The sequence below is a fragment of the Candidatus Bathyarchaeia archaeon genome (assembly GCA_035283685.1).
In the GTDB taxonomy this organism is placed as follows: domain Archaea; phylum Thermoproteota; class Bathyarchaeia; order Bathyarchaeales; family Bathyarchaeaceae; genus DATETJ01.
Genome location: DATETJ010000009.1, coordinates 106618 through 120771, shown reverse-complemented (window position 1 = coordinate 120771; position 14154 = coordinate 106618). Strand labels below are relative to the sequence as shown.

The following is a 14154-nucleotide window of genomic DNA, read 5'->3' as shown; positions in this document are numbered from 1 at the left end:
GTCAAAGATCTCTCAGGGGTTTTCTGTTGGCTGCAGTTGGGGACCCTGCTTTTCCGTTCTTTCCGACAGGAAGTTGACCGCCTGCATTACGCTTCTGGCCAGCCCTAACAAGTCAATGGCAATTAGCATCAGCAGGTAAACTCTCAAGTCTGCTACAATGCGTAGGCGCGCCAACTCCATAACATCAAGATCCAGCTTCAAGATGCCTCCGTTTAGTGCGAGAACGAAGAATATTATCAGAATTAGGGCTTTCCCAATGTTTAGGGCGTGCTGAAATATGGTGCCAGAGGTCAGTTCACTGGCCACGACAAAGAAGATTATGATGGCTGCAAAAACCGTCACAGTCTGCCTATACTCGCCAAACAATTGCGGCGCGAATTCAGACATTTGCGAAACGAAAAGCATAGGCAATAAGTAAAAAATGGCGAAATAAAGTATGCCCTTGATCACAGCCTTGATGACCCGAGGTAACATCCTCTTCAGAAACGATTTGCCCGATTCGTTTTCAAACAAGAGGAAACACCACTGGGCCGTAGTTGAAGAAAGGCGTTTGGAAATAAAGGCGGGCTTCTCTAATGCTTGCTGGGTTCCCTGTTACGAAGATTTCAACATTTCTGTCAAATCGGCTTCCAGGAGGCGCATCAAAATCTATCGCATTTCCTCCAACCACGTTGCCTGCATTGTCCACGATCTCGATGCGGGCTGTTCCGCTCATTTCAAGAAAAGAATGGTTTTCAAAGCTGAAGGGTATGGACGCCCTGACGTGTGTCAGATTGAATCCGGTTATCGTCATGTCTCCCAGAGTTAGATTGGCTAATGGTGCACCCCATGGGGTGGTGAAGTTCGCTGAGATTTCGATTGGAAATGCGTTGGCGTAGGTGAGTCCCACGATGGCTTCGACGTTTAGTTCGCTGTCGTTGAATAGCAAGTGTGTTAGGTTGCTGCTTGCTGCTTGCGCAATGCTTAGAGATATTCGATGGTCGATTGTGGTGTTCTCGCCTTTTGGTACCATTGGTACAAAGGTTGATGATCGAGCTATGGGTGAGCCTCGGTTGTCTTGGACCTGTGTCGTTATGTTGAACTTCGATATGTCGTAAAACCCCCCATTGTAGATGCTAATTGGCAAGGACACGACAAAGGTTCCCCCAATGTTAGTTACTGAAGGCCCTTTACCGAACCCTGGTCTAATTTGGAATGCCGAATACACGGCGGTAACAGTGAAAAGCAACAAGATTATCCAAAATATTATATTTGCCCAACCGAGCGCCCTAATCGTTTGCTTCATCAGGAACCACTTATGAGCGATGAGAACTGGGGAACAACGGACTACGGCTTTTCAGGTTTCTGCTCCTCTAATGCCTGCTTTTGAGGTTCCGTGGGCTGTTGCACAGCCAAACTAGTCGACTGAGTCTCTGTTTTCTTGGTGTCTTTCGTCTCTTTCTGGGCTTCAGGTTTCGGTTGGGTTGGCTGGGCTTGTGAGCCTACGTTTGGCTTTGTATCCGCTTTGGGTTGGGGCGAGATTGTTGTCGTCTCCTTTTCTTTTTTCAGCAGCTGCACAGCTCTTATTGTCAAGATAGAACCGATCCATCCCATGACGCCTAGGTACAATATGTGAATGACAGCTTCTATCAACGGTGCAAGCGCATTGCCAAAGAGTTCTGAGAGATCAACTGAGGTCAGAATGGTTACGTCTGCTACAAGAAAGACGTAGGCGCTATAGAAAGTTGCAGCCAAGAGAACCACGCCGATAAACAACACTATCAATCCTGAAACTTCAATCTTCTCAAATCTCAATGTTTTACCTCCATTTACGTTCCTTGTTTCAAACCAAGCGCTATAAAAAACAAGTGAATCAAGACTCCATATTTAAAAGAATTATGCTGATCAACTAACAATGGTGTCACTCACTCTTCTGCTTCAACGTTCGAAGCAATTCTGATGCTTCCCTTGCGGTTGCTGCAGAGGCCACTAACCTCACCCGTTCAGTGTTGATCCGTGCCTCACAGTGTGGGCACCGTCTCGACCTCTGACTTTTTTTCGCCAAGATTAAGCGTCCGCACTTATGGCATACGATTATGCTGTACATCAGGTGCGCCTCAGTTCTAACACAAGTCTTTTCTTTCCAATGCGCAGAACTGTTCTGAAAGAGGTTGCTAATTAAATGAGCACCACGTCGCTGATGGACAACGTAGTGACCTATTTCCGCCAGAAAGGCTACAAAATAGAACGTGACACCCTTTGGGAAGGCAAGAAATCTGGGCTTTCCCACAAGTTCGACCTCATAATTCGAAAAAGCAACGAACAACGTCTTGTTTGGATCAGAGCCTGGAAGCGCACAGTAGGGGTGAACATGGTGATAAACATGGACAAAGCGGCTGAAGACGTGGGCATCCCGGGACCTATCATGATTTCACCGCAGTTCAGCGGTCACGCCAAGGCTTACGCAAACAGACGCGGCATCACGCTCTTAACCAAAAGAGAGATTCTTCAACGCCTAGGTTAAAACTCCTGCAAATACTGGCCCAAACTCTTTTCCATTTCAAGCTGGCCCAGCCAATCCACGATTCCAAGCGCGCAATGCCTTTTTTTCTTCAAGATCGATATGATCTCGCTGACAACCGCATCTGACGTCTTGTCGGTGGTGTTCAGCTCGCAGACTTTGTTCGGCCCAACATTCGTTATTGCACTAGTTAGGCAGACATCGAGTATCTCTGCGGCGAGGTTTTCCTTCAGTTTTGAGCCCTGAAACCCCTTTTCCTGCATTCTTTTTTTGAGTTGCTCTGGGTGACATCGCAGGACGAATACTTTGGTCACTTGGTCTTTGGGCACCAACTCCGTGCCATAATGTCCATCAATAATTATTGTCTTTCGAGTCTTTGCCATTGTCTCATTGACTCTCCCTGCAAGTCTTGCCGGGTCTGAGATGAGAGTTTGTCTTTTGGCGTCATATCCGCTGGTTAGTCTTTCTTTTTTGACCAGTTCCCCAATGTCAATATGTAAAGCCTCAAGTCTAGCTGCCAACTTTTCCGAGATGGTCGTTTTGCCGATTCCGGGCGTTCCAGTGACCAAAATTATGTGTCTGAATTCGCTTTGCTCCTATCGTTGTACGAGTCCCTTTGCTTCCAATTCTCGTGGCGAGGCTGGTTATATGTTTTAATGTTGCAGGGGCCGAGCCGACAAGATGTTTAGAAGGCCTCGATCTTGATTATGCGTCTTCTTTCCAAGCGCTTTATGGCGTCGAAGAACTCGCTTTTCTGTTTGCCTTTGAGCTTGAAGTGTTGAAGCATCTCCTTGACAGGAGTACGCGCCCGTCCAAACCTGTGCACTTGATCTCGGAGGTAGTTGACAACTAGGCGTTCTACGCGGCCGCACTTCCAAGTCGTGTTGCGAAGCAGCACAGCGAGCGCGGAGATCATGCTCTGGGCTTCAACCTTGGAGTTTTTCCCCATGACTCATATCATCCTTCGCTCATTCAACATTTACATCACTGCAACCGCAACATTTAGAGTTTACCCCGATCAAAAGACACTGACACCTAGAACTTCGAATTCCCGTGGGATGCCAAAATGAACGATGTCGTCGCTGAAATCACGATCGATCCGAAGGTCAGACGAGTTGTAAATGTTAGGCGTTCTGACATCCCGGTGACGTTCAAATGCCAGAGATGCGCAGTTTTCTGCTGTAGACTTGGCGCTCCGAAACTTCTACGAAAAGATATCGAACGGCTTGAACAGGCAGGGCATCGTGCGGGTGATTTCCTTGACCGTGAACGTGGATCAATCAAGAGCAAAGAGGACGGCTCATGCATCTTTTTGTCTGCAGAGGAAACATCCAGATTCTACAAATGTGCTGTACATGACTTCAGACCGATTCTGTGCCAACTGTACCCTTTTCGGTTTGAGAATTCGACCGGGAACCTCTGCGTGCTTAGGGTGATTCCATGCTGCAACGGTTTGAACGTCAGAAACGGGGAAATCGTTGGTGCGAAGTTCGCAGCTATGATTGCTGACTCTGCCCTTTTTGAGATGATTGACGCAGGAATGATCTGACAACCCATCTCCATTCAACCACAATTTTGAAATGTGAACTTGAACGTAACTCACTAAGAGGGGAGGTACACAAACATGCGGTTCATATCTCGGAAAGCGCGCGTAAAAGGCATCCTCGAAGGAGAAAGCGTTATTCTCGGTCCTTGCTCAATAGGAAACAAGTCCTTAATTGGTTTGAACGTGATAGTTGGCTATCCGGTTAGAAAAAAGGTTCAGGCTTTTCCTTTCTCAGAGAACTTCGCGTTAGACAAGTTTGACAGAATAAGCGCTGGCGCCAAGATCGGTGACAACTGCATTATAAGGTCTGGCACAATAATTTACGAAGACGTGGTCATAGGCAACTGGGTTGAGACTGGGCACAATGTGCTAATCCGAGAGGGAAGCACAATAGGCGACAAGACACGTATCGGCACCTCTGTCAAACTTGACGGCGTGGTCAAGGTGGGTAAGAACGTGAGCGTACAATCAAATGTGTACCTTCCGCACTTGACTGAAATTGAGAACGACGTATTCCTTGGTCCTAACGTTGTCTTGACAAACGATCCCTATCCTCCAAGTCGTCGCCGTATGGGTATTCTTGTCGAGAAAGGTGCAGTGATAGGAGCAAATGCATGCATCGTAGTGCCAGCGAAGATCGGGGCAAGATCAGTTGTGTGCGCGGGCGCTTTGGTAACCAAGGATGTGCCATCGGGCATGGTTGTGCTCGGCGCTCCAGCAAAGCCGTACATCACAAGAGATGAGTACGACCGAAAGACGGACAAATGGGAAGAAGGAGCCAGATGAATAATGGAGTACGTTGAATCAAAGGTTGGAAAGATGGTTTTCGCTCGACTATCTGAGAATGAAGACCTGTTGGGGACGATAATTCAGGTTGCGGTGAAAGCAGGAGTTACGTCAGGTTTCTTCATGCTCATAGGAACCTTGAAAACTGCAAGGCTTGGATTTTTCCGCAAGGGCAAATACGAGACAGTTGAATTTCGACAGCCCTTGGAGATTGTCTCTTGCCTCGGCAATGTTTCAGCAAAAGAGGGCAAAGTGTTCGCGCATGGACACGCTACTGTTTCCGATGAGAAAAGCAGAGTTTTCGGCGGTCATGTGATGCCTGGCTGCCACATTGGCGTTACAGGCGAACTCGTCTTGGTTGCGGCCAGTGGCATCGAGTTGTTCAGAAAGCTTGATGAAAGAACAAAGCTCTCCTTCCTGTCTTTTTCCAAGTCGGCTTCTGAGGCTAAGAAAAGGTGCTCCGCTTAGGTCAAAGCTGTTTAACCATTCTTAGTCCGTGAACTCCAGCTGAGTAATAGTGTTTCAACGACTTGGTTCTTACGTAGCCTTGCTTGTGATAGAGCTTCAAAGCTGCTTGGTTGTCAACGCGAACTTCTAGGTAAATGGTTTTGACACCCCTTTTCTTGAGCACGTTCTCCATTTCTTTAAGGAGAGTCAGACCTAATCCTTTTCTTCGGTATGCAACTGCTACATCAATTGTCACAATGTGGCCTGCTTTGACGTCTTCTCCACTGTCGACAAGTCCTGTCACGAACCCCGCTGCGTCACCGTTGACTCTTGCTATTTGCGTGAAAGCATTCCGGTTGTTCAGCAAATCTAATACGTGTTCTCTGGTGTAGGCTTCAGCTTCAAAGCATTCACGCTCTATTTTCAACAGCTCTTCCAGATTCCGTGGCGTTGCGGTCTCAATCGTTACGTGCATCTCTTCACACTTTCAATTGGGGTTGCGGCGAGGATGCCACAAGCGTTCGGACATCCGTGAATATGCTCTTGTACACGTCGGCGACTGCTTCTGGCTTTATGTCTTTTTCGAAGTACATCAAGTGGCTTCGGCATCTTCCTTTGCAGTCAGATGCTCCGAAACCCGTGATTGGAACAGTCGCTCCCTCCAAGCGTTGGAGAAGGCTGGCGATTTCACACTCCTTGTTCATTTCGCTCGCTGCGGCTACAACTGCTATCACTTTTGATCTCTTGCTTGCAAGAAGATGGTCAATGTGCCAGTGTTGATTCTTTTTCTTTCGAAGGTGTCTGGCAACTCTTTTTCTGAGGCTTGTCGCGCCGCTGCCCAAAGCCGAACCAGTATATGAATAGTAGCCTTTCTTCAGGCTGACATAACGGCGCCCTGCCATCTTTATATCGGTTGAAGCCTTCAAGAATATTATCAGAGTGTAGTTTCCCTTGGCGGGTAGCGCTTCAAGCCTTGGGACGCTGATGCTCATTCTTTTTGCTCTTTGAACAGTTTGTTGAAGTTCTCGAAGTACGCTTTTCTCTTGGCTTTGTTTGAGATTTCTGCTGCCTCGATGATTGCTGCTTGTGTTGGAAATCGGTAGTATGGGATGTCGGAGCCGAATAGCACTCGGTTCTCGTCTACATCTGTTGCCATTTCAACGAATTCAGGTAGCGTTCCAGAAGTTTCCACATGGATGTTGTGAGAGTCCTTCAACGCGCTGACACAGCCTTCTCTCAGATGTGCAAGAATCATGACCATGTGTGGATGTTTCTTCGCCACTTTTGCAGCTAAGCCTGCGGCGGAGAAGCCATCGCCAGTATGAATGAGGACTGGCAGCCTCAGCTCCTCGGCTTGTTTGAAGAACTTTGCAAAGAATGGGTGGTCTGGGCGGAAGCATTCAACCATGGGATGTAGTTTTATTCCAGATAGCTTGAGCTTGCTTTTGATCCTCTCTAGCTCCTTGACCGCATCGGCGCCTCTTCTTGGGTCGATGCGTCCAAAGCCCACGAGCCTTTTTGAGTATTTCCTAACGCATTGCGCAATATAGTCGTTGGTTTCGGGATATTTGTCGCCCACGTTTGGATTTGGGAAAACTAGTGCTCTAGCGATCTTGTGTTTATCGAGGATAGGCATCAAGCTCTCGATGTAGATTGTTGGGTCTCCGTATGGCTGCCAGGGTCCAGATTCGCCCAAGTGCACATGGGCATCACAGACTTTCATGATCTAGCCCCCGCCTCGCGTTTCGGCTGTAGCAGTGGTTAATTTCCTGCACGCACAATTGATAACAACTCCTTGAAGTCAAGTCTTGGCCCCAGCGTTTCATGTGTTCCTACCAGTGTTCATAGCGGACTATTGTGTCGAGAGGTTTTCGATCCGTCACTGGATCCTTTTGTTCAGCGGGGTAACCAAGCGGCGTCATCGCAATAACACGAACACTGTCTGGGATACCTAGCACGTTTTTGACTTCTTGCTCTTTGAATGCTGCTATCCAGCATGTTCCTAGGCCCAGCTCCCAAGCCGTGAGTATAAGGTGTTCCATGGCTATTGAGACATCCACCTTACTGTATTCCTCGCCCTCTTTAGACCAAGCCATGCCTGGAGCCACGCATGCAACTATAATAACTGGCGCGGTTACAAACCAGTCACGATTGTATGCCGCTCTCAGTTTTTCCCTCATTTCTGGTTCGGTGACAACTATGAAGCTCCATGGTTGACGATTTGATGCCGACGGCGCCAATCTTGCGGCTTCAAGAACTCTCGTAAGCCTATCCTTTTCAACTGTTCGGTTTTCATAGCGTCTTATGCTTCGTCGAGTTCTAATGGCTTCAAACACATCCATTTTGTTTAACTTCCTGTGTCTATTGCTAACGACGTGGAGCCTAAATGCCTTTGCGGATTGGTGTTCGGAAAACCATAAAAACGCTTGTGCAACTATCATACTGAAACAACGTTGGTGAAGGGTGAAATGAGTCAGCCAGTCAAAGAGGATCCACTTAAGATTCATCGTGAAGGACTAGCACTGTACGACAGCACGAAATACAAGGAAGCGATCGACAAGTTTCTGCTGGCTTCGCAGCTGTATGAAAAGCTGGGGAACTTCTTTGATGGTTCTTACATGTTGTTCAAGGCGGCTGAGTGCAGCTTCCTGCTCAAAGATTACGAAACAGCGATTGAACGCTTCTTGAAGTCGGCGGATATTGCTTTAGGTAAAGGGTTTGATCGCTTCGGGTTGGGCGGGTTGGAGTATGCACGCGATTGCTACAAGGCTGTGGGCAAAGAGAAAAGCAAAGAGTTCGCAGACCTACAGAAACGAATAGGCGAAGTTAAGAAGAAACTCGAAGCTCAAGCGTTCTGACTGGATAACGGCGAAGTCTCTAATCTATCTCGACGATTAGCCTTTTCAACGACTCCTCTACGCGTTGAATGTGCCTGAGCGTTTCTTCTGAACCTTGAAATGTCTTCATTATCTTGTGGCATTGCAGCAGAACGTCTTCAAGACCCTTCTTATTGCTCACTCGTTCCAACCACTCACCATTTGGCATGCTTTTCGGACTAAGTTTAAAAGATAAGCGAAGCAGCAAACAACGAATGCTCAGACAGACTTGGCTGAAAGTGAAAATCTGTTTTGGCAAAGGGGATTCATCGTCCCTTTGTTCAGTATATTCTTCAAGCTTAAACTAGCCGTCACACCTGAACAGATCGGCACAATCTTCGCCTTGGGAAGCGTCACACTAGCCATCGGCACCTTTCTGGCTCCAGCGATTGCGAATAAACTTGGCAAGGTTAAGGCCGTGGTTACCTGTCAGTATCTCTCGATGCCCTTCATCATGGGAGTGGCATTGGCGCCAAACTTGCCTCTGGCAACATTCGCCTACCTCGTTCGTGGAGCGCTTATGAAGATGGCGGGACCAATTAACACTACTTTACAGATGGAGATGGTTTCCGAAAACGAGCGCGCCACAACCAGCGGCTTAATGATCATAGTTGATAACATTCCCCAAGCAATTACGGCGTCAATCTCAGGCGTATTAATGACTGGCAACGATTTCTACTCGCCTTTTCTCTTCACGACCGCCACGTACTTTAGCGCAAGCTCACAGTTCTATCTATTCTTCAGAAAAACTGAAAAGAACAGAAGGAATACGGGTATTACAAAGTTGTGTAAGCTGCGCACAGCATGCCAAAGTATGTGGGCGCTTCGTACGAGACAAGTCTTCCTTTCATCGGCACGTGCTCAGACACGCCTATAAGAGTGGCTATCTGCCACAGGCTATCAGGCTTGGCGTTCTCAACAAGCTGCCGGTCCAAGCTGAGCAACCTCTTAAGGTTGCCTTCCTTGACTGCGTCTACAACTAGCTTGTCGAATTTTGTGGCGTCAGCGTGGAAACCGTAGGGGCCTCTCTTGTTGTGAGTGTGTGCTTGGTCAGCACTTGCGACTAAAGCCACTCTTGTCCTAGACTTTTCTGCGGCTTTAGCTATCACGCGTCCGAATCTTACGAGATCATTGAGCGGGATTTCTCTGGATGGTGTCACAATTACCACTTTTGTCTTCTTTTTCTGACATCCGAAGAACCATAGAGGAATCAGCGCTCCCCAATCCAGAGGCATGCAGGACGCTTCGCCATCAGCCGTGCCATAATTGACTGCCACAACGGGAAGCTTGGCTTTCTGAGTCCCTTGCAGAATCACTTCAGCGAGAGCACGGTCACACTTGAAACGAATTTGAACCGAGCCACCTTCAGTCTTCAACGACCCCTCAGCAAACTCCGTGACCACAACTCCGATGTTGCCCCTCAGTCGCAGGTTGTGCGGAGTCGCAACAACTATTGTGCTGACCTTGTGGTCTTTCATTTCACTAGCTAATGTTTCCATTCCGCGCCTTGTCTTGCTGAAAGCGTCTAGCTTTTCCCCAGCCAGTTGAGGAATTATCTCAGCTCCGTGTGGAGCAACACAAGCATATACTAAGCCCATCGAATCTCCTCATTCTTCAGGCAATGCCTTGATTTCTACTTGTGTAAGGAGAACCTATATCGCTTCGAATGTGATATTTAGCGTTAAGGGTGAAACTAATTATGCCCAAGACAGTTGAAAACCTTAAAAACGCGTTCGCAGGCGAGTCTCAGGCAAATAGACGTTACACAGCATTCGCTCGAAAAGCAGACGAAGAAGGCTTTCCGCAAGTAGCAAAACTTTTCAGAGCAGCAGCCGAGGCTGAGACGGTTCACGCCTTGAACCACCTCAGAATAATAGGTGAGATAAGATCGTCCGCTGAAAATTTGGAGGCGGCCTTGTCTGGCGAGACCTTTGAGTTTCAAAAAATGTACCCTGAATACTTGAGGGTTGCCAAGGAAGAAGGAGACAAGCAAGCGGCCTGGAGTTTCGAAGTAGCCAACAAAGTGGAGCAAATTCACGCAGGCTTGTACTCCAAGGCTATTGAAGCCGTGAAAACCAAGAAAGACTTGTCGAAAGTCGATTACTACGTGTGTGGCGTCTGTGGCAACACGGTTGAGGGCAGTCCGCCTGAAATATGTTCGATCTGCGGCGCGCCTAAGAACAAATTCAGCAAGATAACTTAGCATCGCAGTTTCTAGTCGATCATCCGGAATATCTAGGCTGGAAACGCAATATTGAACTTGGTAATCATAGGATGCGGAGTCGCGGGTGTAACTGCGGCGACCACATTGAAACAGAACAACCCAGAAGCTAATGTGACAATATACACTGACGAGAATTACCTCTACTATCCACGCCCCAAACTGTACAACATTCTTTCAGGAGAAGCTCAGCCTGAAGAAATATACGCTTTCCAGAAAGAATGGTTTGAAAATCGAGGCATCAGGATTTACACGCGAAGAAAGGCGATAAGCATTGATATAGCTAGAAACGAGCTTCTGCTCAAGGACGGTGCTAGGACAAACTACGATAAACTTCTTTTGGCCAACGGCGCCCACCCTTTCATTCCTCCGATAAAAGGCACGGACAGAGAAGGCGTCTTTTCTCTTCGTTCAATGGAAGATGCCATTGCAATCAGAGAATATGCCAAGAAAGGGGGCAAAGCTATTGTAATTGGCGGAGGGCTTCTAGGCTTAGAGTTTGCCGCATCTCTACGCAGATTGGGCCAAGACGTCGATGTAGTAGAAATTTTCCCACGGTTGCTGCCAAATCAGTTGGACATTGATGGCGCAGAGGTTCTAAGAAGCCAGATCGAGAAATTGGGCGTCAATGTTGTTTTGGGTGTTAAGACGCAGGAAGTCAGTGGAGATCAGGAAGTTTCTGGCGTCGTGTTGGACAATGGCACTGAACTTCAAGGAGGTCTTGTATTGTTTTCCGCAGGAGTCAGGCCCAACGTAGAGCTTGCGGCGGATACTGGAATTAAAGTGAGCAAAGGGGTAGTGGTCGACCAATATTTGCAGACCAGTGCTCCAAACGTGTATGCAGCAGGTGATGTAGCCGAGTTTGAGGGCAAGGTCTACGGCATTATTCCGGCTGCTGAGGAACAGGCTAGAACTGCAGCTTTGAACATGCTGGATAAAAACCAGGAGTACCGCGGTACGGTTTCATCTAACACGTTAAAGATTGTTGGCATAGACCTAACTTCGATCGGTTTGGCGAATCCAGAGGGTTCGCGGTTTGAAGAGGTTAAGAAAATCGAGAAGGAAAGAGGGGTTTATAAGAAAGTTGTCTTGGATCAAGGCAGAATAGTTGGCGCCATACTGCTTGGAGACAGAAGGGCAGCTACGGCGATAACAAAACTCATGGAGCTAGGAAGAGACATCACAGAGCACAAAGACGACATACTGGAAGATACTTTTGATTTCAGAAAGGCTCTGAGTCCTAGGTAGGAATCAACATTCAAGAAGTTGTTGTTATGACAAATTAGCCTGAGGCAATAACAACTTTGAAACAGCTTAGTCCCATCAACGCCGAAGATAGCCTGCTTTTGTGCGTTCATCTACGACTGTTCAAGCCACTGCCCGCAGCCACAAACATTCTGGGCGTTGATGTCACCCGGAACACGCTGACGACGACATCCATACAGCTTCAGCTGCAAAACGCATCTCAACATGGTAGAAGAAGGCTAAAGGGAAAAGGCGCCTTCTTCTTCTGAAATTTACTTTCCCGCAGCCTCCAACATGCACAACCAACACTCGCTATTACCTTTAATTCTACAAACCGCATCGCTCGCTTAACCAACATTCATCCTTGAACCTAATTCTTCCTTTTCGCCAACATAGCCTCGATAGAGTCAGCAAAAATCAATAAACCGGAGAAAATCCACAGCGCAAACAATACGAAATACGGCGAGTTTGTTCCCAGGTAATAAACCAGAGGCTCGTTATAAGGGGGCAGAAGCTTACGAGCAGCGTAATCTGCGAAAGCCCAGTACCATGCACCAAAGAACCCACCTATGACCATAAGAACGAGCCCGAGGAAAGCAAGCAAACCCTTCGGACGCTCGGACTTCCAGAACGTCTTACGCCCGGTGATGTACAAAACGAGTCCTGCAATAGTCAACACGACCGAGGGACTAACCATCAGTGCTGCAAAAGTCAGGGCGGAAATTTGATACGCCCAGTACCAACCAAGGAATAAGTATCCAATCGAATACCACCAAACGAAAGTGGACCCAACACCAACAAAAAAAAGCACCACTCCGAGTTGAGCCATTTTACTCTGCTGCATTACAGTCTCGCCTTCTTCTCGTATTGTTTCTCATATATTTCTCGAATATGTTGTATGGTATCGGCGTCTTCAGGAGCTTTATCATCCCTAATACGCATTATACGGGCGAACCGTAGAGCCATGCCGCATTCATATTTAGGGCTTTTCTGAATCTCATTGTAGGCTACTTCAACCACAACTTTAGGTGCAACAATGACCCGATGCGGCTCTTCGCGGACTATCAAAGCCTTCAGTCGCCCAGTCATATCGATTATTTCCTGATCGGTCAAGCCCTTAAACGTCTTGCCCACACTCATGAATTCTCCTGTTTGAGTGTCCCGAGCAGCTAGGTAATAATCGCTGAGCCAATTGTGCCTCCTGCCGTAACCCCACTCAGCTGCCACGATTACAAGATCTAAGGGCTCAAGCACTTGTTTAATCTTGAACCAACGCTTGCCCCTTATGCCAGGTGTGTAAGGACTGTCGAGCTTTTTGGCAACCAAGCCCTCATGACCACTGTTTAAGGCTTCACGCAAGAACTCTTCAGCCTGCCTTTCATTATCGGTTACGATCTGCTTTGTCAGCTGTATTGCCCCGGCAATGTTGACCAGCCTTTTCCTCCGCTCGGCATAGGGCATGTTCACCAAACTCTCACCATCAAGAAAGATAACGTCGAACAATTGAAGCTCAACGGGAATCTCCTTAGTCATCTCATCTACCTCATGCACTCGGCGAAACCTGCGCATCAAATGCTGAAACAGAAGCGGACTGCCACGATCTTTGCCTACAGCTATAACTTCACCTTCAAGAATGGCATGGCGCGCTTTAATTTCCTCACGAATGAGTTCAACAACCTCCGGAAGGCTTCCAGTTACATCCGTAAGGCGGCGACTGTAAACTCGAACCTCATTGTCCGACTTGTGAACCTGTATCCGTGCACCATCTAGCTTGTATTCAAAAGCTACAGATCCGCCTGCCTCTTTCAGTGCTTCCTCAACGTTTTCGGCCATCTGCGCCATCATCGGCTTGACAGGTCGGAAAATCCGAAACCCCAGCTGCGCTATTCCCTCTCTGCCTTTTGTCCTTAAGATTGACGCTGTTTCGCCTATGTCGCCTGTCAACATGCTTGAGGTTTGAACCTCTTCGAGCGGAACCTCGAAGGCTTTAGCCACGGCCATCTCCATTAATCCTTCATTGAACCCTGTCCGCACTTCTCCAATCAAAATCTTGACGAGATACTTTGCCTCAAGAGATGAGACTTGACCAAACAATGTTATCATCAAGCGCTCTTTGCGTTCTCTCGAACCAGAACCTGATGCCTCTGCAATGTTCTCAAAGGTGCGCCTCACTTCCATAATGGTCAATGGCTTATCAAACAGCGTAGCCTGCTTTCTAATCTTACTAGAATCAAACACAACTTTGATGGCTGATCCAAGGTCACCAGACTGACCATACGCAACTCGAAAACTACTCCAATCAAGATCCGTGATACGTTTGACTACGCCACTCAACGTTGCCCAACTGATATCGAGCACGCGCTGATCCCACCTTGGAAAAGGACGCCCCAAAAGCATAGAAACCGCTGGCTCAACCTCTTCAGGCTGAAGGCTTCTCAAAAAAACCGCAGCCAAACTAATCTTCGCGAGACGCTTGGTTGTAGATCCCAGCTTCTCGCCAAGTTCGCACAGGTCGCGGAATACAGTGTGCATA

The 14154-nt window shown here is 47.8% G+C and carries 22 protein-coding genes; 9 read left to right on the top strand and 13 right to left on the bottom strand.

The genetic code is table 11. From position 1 onward, the window contains the following. Positions 1-12: 12 nt before the first annotated feature. From VJ249_07320 to VJ249_07310, 3 genes are read right to left on the bottom strand one after another with little or no spacing between them, the layout of a single operon-like run. Complete coding sequence (locus VJ249_07320) at positions 13-513, bottom strand: hypothetical protein (protein HKZ94372.1); 501 nt, start codon at positions 511-513, stop codon at positions 13-15. Further along, entirely contained in the window at positions 506-1285 is a 780-nt protein-coding gene (locus tag VJ249_07315; GenBank protein HKZ94371.1) for a hypothetical protein, read from the bottom strand. Before VJ249_07315 ends, VJ249_07320 begins: the two co-directional genes overlap by 8 nt. A gap of 41 nt (positions 1286-1326) precedes the next feature. Further along, positions 1327-1794, bottom strand: a complete 468-nt coding sequence (locus tag VJ249_07310; protein ID HKZ94370.1) for a hypothetical protein — start codon at positions 1792-1794, stop codon at positions 1327-1329. A 367-nt stretch (positions 1795-2161) separates the two neighbouring features. Here VJ249_07310 and VJ249_07305 point away from each other — a divergent pair, with 367 nt between their 5' ends. Then, complete coding sequence (locus VJ249_07305) at positions 2162-2503, top strand: restriction endonuclease (protein ID HKZ94369.1); 342 nt, start codon at positions 2162-2164, stop codon at positions 2501-2503. Here the strand turns inward: VJ249_07305 and VJ249_07300 are convergent. Further along, positions 2500-3069, bottom strand: a complete 570-nt coding sequence (locus VJ249_07300) for an adenylate kinase family protein (GenBank protein HKZ94368.1) — start codon at positions 3067-3069, stop codon at positions 2500-2502. The genes VJ249_07305 and VJ249_07300 overlap by 4 nt on opposite strands. A gap of 116 nt (positions 3070-3185) precedes the next feature. Further along, positions 3186-3449, bottom strand: a complete 264-nt coding sequence (locus VJ249_07295) for a hypothetical protein (protein HKZ94367.1) — start codon at positions 3447-3449, stop codon at positions 3186-3188. 117 nt (positions 3450-3566) lie between these two features. Between VJ249_07295 and VJ249_07290 the strand changes: the two genes are divergently transcribed. The 3 genes from VJ249_07290 (at position 3567) to VJ249_07280 (ending at position 5300) form a co-directional block, all read left to right on the top strand. Further along, a complete protein-coding gene (locus VJ249_07290; protein HKZ94366.1) occupies positions 3567-4049 on the top strand; it encodes a YkgJ family cysteine cluster protein in 483 nt (160 codons plus the stop codon). Between the two features lie 75 nt (positions 4050-4124). After that, positions 4125-4832: a DapH/DapD/GlmU-related protein gene (locus VJ249_07285; protein HKZ94365.1), complete on the top strand. Its 708-nt coding sequence runs from the start codon at positions 4125-4127 to the stop codon at positions 4830-4832. A gap of 3 nt (positions 4833-4835) precedes the next feature. Beyond that, complete coding sequence (locus VJ249_07280) at positions 4836-5300, top strand: DUF296 domain-containing protein (protein ID HKZ94364.1); 465 nt, start codon at positions 4836-4838, stop codon at positions 5298-5300. A 1-nt stretch (position 5301) separates the two neighbouring features. Here VJ249_07280 and rimI read toward each other — a convergent pair whose 3' ends face one another. The 4 genes from rimI to VJ249_07260 form a co-directional block, all read right to left on the bottom strand. Beyond that, complete coding sequence (gene rimI / locus VJ249_07275) at positions 5302-5754, bottom strand: ribosomal protein S18-alanine N-acetyltransferase (protein ID HKZ94363.1); 453 nt, start codon at positions 5752-5754, stop codon at positions 5302-5304. A 4-nt stretch (positions 5755-5758) separates the two neighbouring features. Beyond that, positions 5759-6271: a GIY-YIG nuclease family protein gene (locus tag VJ249_07270; protein ID HKZ94362.1), complete on the bottom strand. Its 513-nt coding sequence runs from the start codon at positions 6269-6271 to the stop codon at positions 5759-5761. Further along, the gene (locus VJ249_07265) at positions 6268-7002 is read right to left on the bottom strand and encodes an amidohydrolase family protein (protein ID HKZ94361.1); all 735 of its coding nucleotides are present in this window, start codon (positions 7000-7002) and stop codon (positions 6268-6270) included. The genes VJ249_07270 and VJ249_07265 overlap by 4 nt, the downstream gene beginning before the upstream one ends. 109 nt (positions 7003-7111) lie before the next feature. Further along, on the bottom strand, positions 7112-7621 hold the full coding sequence (locus VJ249_07260; protein ID HKZ94360.1) for a nitroreductase family protein: 510 nt from the start codon (positions 7619-7621) through the stop codon (positions 7112-7114). Positions 7622-7747: 126 nt separating this feature from the next. Here VJ249_07260 and VJ249_07255 point away from each other — a divergent pair, with 126 nt between their 5' ends. Beyond that, a complete protein-coding gene (locus tag VJ249_07255; GenBank protein ID HKZ94359.1) occupies positions 7748-8137 on the top strand; it encodes a hypothetical protein in 390 nt (129 codons plus the stop codon). Positions 8138-8156: 19 nt separating this feature from the next. Here the strand turns inward: VJ249_07255 and VJ249_07250 are convergent, their stop codons facing one another. Next, complete coding sequence (locus tag VJ249_07250; GenBank protein HKZ94358.1) at positions 8157-8297, bottom strand: hypothetical protein; 141 nt, start codon at positions 8295-8297, stop codon at positions 8157-8159. Between the two features lie 87 nt (positions 8298-8384). Here VJ249_07250 and VJ249_07245 point away from each other — a divergent pair, with 87 nt between their 5' ends. After that, a complete protein-coding gene (locus VJ249_07245) occupies positions 8385-9032 on the top strand; it encodes an MFS transporter (protein HKZ94357.1) in 648 nt (215 codons plus the stop codon). On the opposite strand, the gene VJ249_07240 is transcribed toward VJ249_07245, so the two are convergent. Continuing rightward, complete coding sequence (locus tag VJ249_07240) at positions 8932-9753, bottom strand: extradiol ring-cleavage dioxygenase (GenBank protein ID HKZ94356.1); 822 nt, start codon at positions 9751-9753, stop codon at positions 8932-8934. The genes VJ249_07245 and VJ249_07240 overlap by 101 nt on opposite strands. Positions 9754-9854: 101 nt before the next feature. Between VJ249_07240 and VJ249_07235 the strand changes: the two genes are divergently transcribed. The 3 genes from VJ249_07235 to VJ249_07225 are packed head-to-tail and all read left to right on the top strand — an operon-like array spanning position 9855 to position 11890. Further along, on the top strand, positions 9855-10358 hold the full coding sequence (locus VJ249_07235) for a rubrerythrin family protein (protein ID HKZ94355.1): 504 nt from the start codon (positions 9855-9857) through the stop codon (positions 10356-10358). A gap of 51 nt (positions 10359-10409) precedes the next feature. Next, positions 10410-11624: an FAD-dependent oxidoreductase gene (locus VJ249_07230; GenBank protein ID HKZ94354.1), complete on the top strand. Its 1215-nt coding sequence runs from the start codon at positions 10410-10412 to the stop codon at positions 11622-11624. A 56-nt stretch (positions 11625-11680) separates the two neighbouring features. Then, positions 11681-11890 carry a hypothetical protein gene (locus tag VJ249_07225; GenBank protein HKZ94353.1) on the top strand — a complete coding sequence of 70 codons (210 nt, stop codon included), beginning with the start codon at positions 11681-11683 and terminating at the stop codon, positions 11888-11890. Between the two features lie 101 nt (positions 11891-11991). Here VJ249_07225 and VJ249_07220 read toward each other — a convergent pair whose 3' ends face one another. Both VJ249_07220 and VJ249_07215 read right to left on the bottom strand, forming a co-directional pair. Next, positions 11992-12465, bottom strand: coding sequence for a hypothetical protein (locus VJ249_07220; GenBank protein ID HKZ94352.1), 474 nt, complete (start codon positions 12463-12465; stop codon positions 11992-11994). After that, entirely contained in the window at positions 12465-14153 is a 1689-nt protein-coding gene (locus VJ249_07215) for an ATP-dependent DNA ligase (GenBank protein ID HKZ94351.1), read from the bottom strand. Before VJ249_07215 ends, VJ249_07220 begins: the two co-directional genes overlap by 1 nt. Between the last annotated feature and the right edge of the window lies 1 nt (position 14154).

Excerpts from the sequence above, each read along its gene's own strand:
- VJ249_07315 (HKZ94371.1), bottom strand. The coding sequence starts at position 1,285 with ATGAAGCAAACGATTAGGGCGCTCGGTTGGGCAAATATAATATTTTGG.
- VJ249_07305 (HKZ94369.1), top strand. The coding sequence starts at position 2,162 with ATGAGCACCACGTCGCTGATGGACAACGTAGTGACCTATTTCCGCCAG.
- VJ249_07295 (HKZ94367.1), bottom strand. The coding sequence starts at position 3,449 with ATGGGGAAAAACTCCAAGGTTGAAGCCCAGAGCATGATCTCCGCGCTC.
- VJ249_07290 (HKZ94366.1), top strand. The coding sequence starts at position 3,567 with ATGAACGATGTCGTCGCTGAAATCACGATCGATCCGAAGGTCAGACGA.
- VJ249_07285 (HKZ94365.1), top strand. The coding sequence starts at position 4,125 with ATGCGGTTCATATCTCGGAAAGCGCGCGTAAAAGGCATCCTCGAAGGA.
- VJ249_07280 (HKZ94364.1), top strand. The coding sequence starts at position 4,836 with ATGGAGTACGTTGAATCAAAGGTTGGAAAGATGGTTTTCGCTCGACTA.
- rimI (HKZ94363.1), bottom strand. The coding sequence starts at position 5,754 with ATGCACGTAACGATTGAGACCGCAACGCCACGGAATCTGGAAGAGCTG.
- VJ249_07270 (HKZ94362.1), bottom strand. The coding sequence starts at position 6,271 with ATGAGCATCAGCGTCCCAAGGCTTGAAGCGCTACCCGCCAAGGGAAAC.
- VJ249_07265 (HKZ94361.1), bottom strand. The coding sequence starts at position 7,002 with ATGAAAGTCTGTGATGCCCATGTGCACTTGGGCGAATCTGGACCCTGG.
- VJ249_07260 (HKZ94360.1), bottom strand. The coding sequence starts at position 7,621 with ATGGATGTGTTTGAAGCCATTAGAACTCGACGAAGCATAAGACGCTAT.
- VJ249_07255 (HKZ94359.1), top strand. The coding sequence starts at position 7,748 with ATGAGTCAGCCAGTCAAAGAGGATCCACTTAAGATTCATCGTGAAGGA.
- VJ249_07240 (HKZ94356.1), bottom strand. The coding sequence starts at position 9,753 with ATGGGCTTAGTATATGCTTGTGTTGCTCCACACGGAGCTGAGATAATT.
- VJ249_07235 (HKZ94355.1), top strand. The coding sequence starts at position 9,855 with ATGCCCAAGACAGTTGAAAACCTTAAAAACGCGTTCGCAGGCGAGTCT.
- VJ249_07220 (HKZ94352.1), bottom strand. The coding sequence starts at position 12,465 with ATGCAGCAGAGTAAAATGGCTCAACTCGGAGTGGTGCTTTTTTTTGTT.
- VJ249_07215 (HKZ94351.1), bottom strand. The coding sequence starts at position 14,153 with ATGCACACTGTATTCCGCGACCTGTGCGAACTTGGCGAGAAGCTGGGA.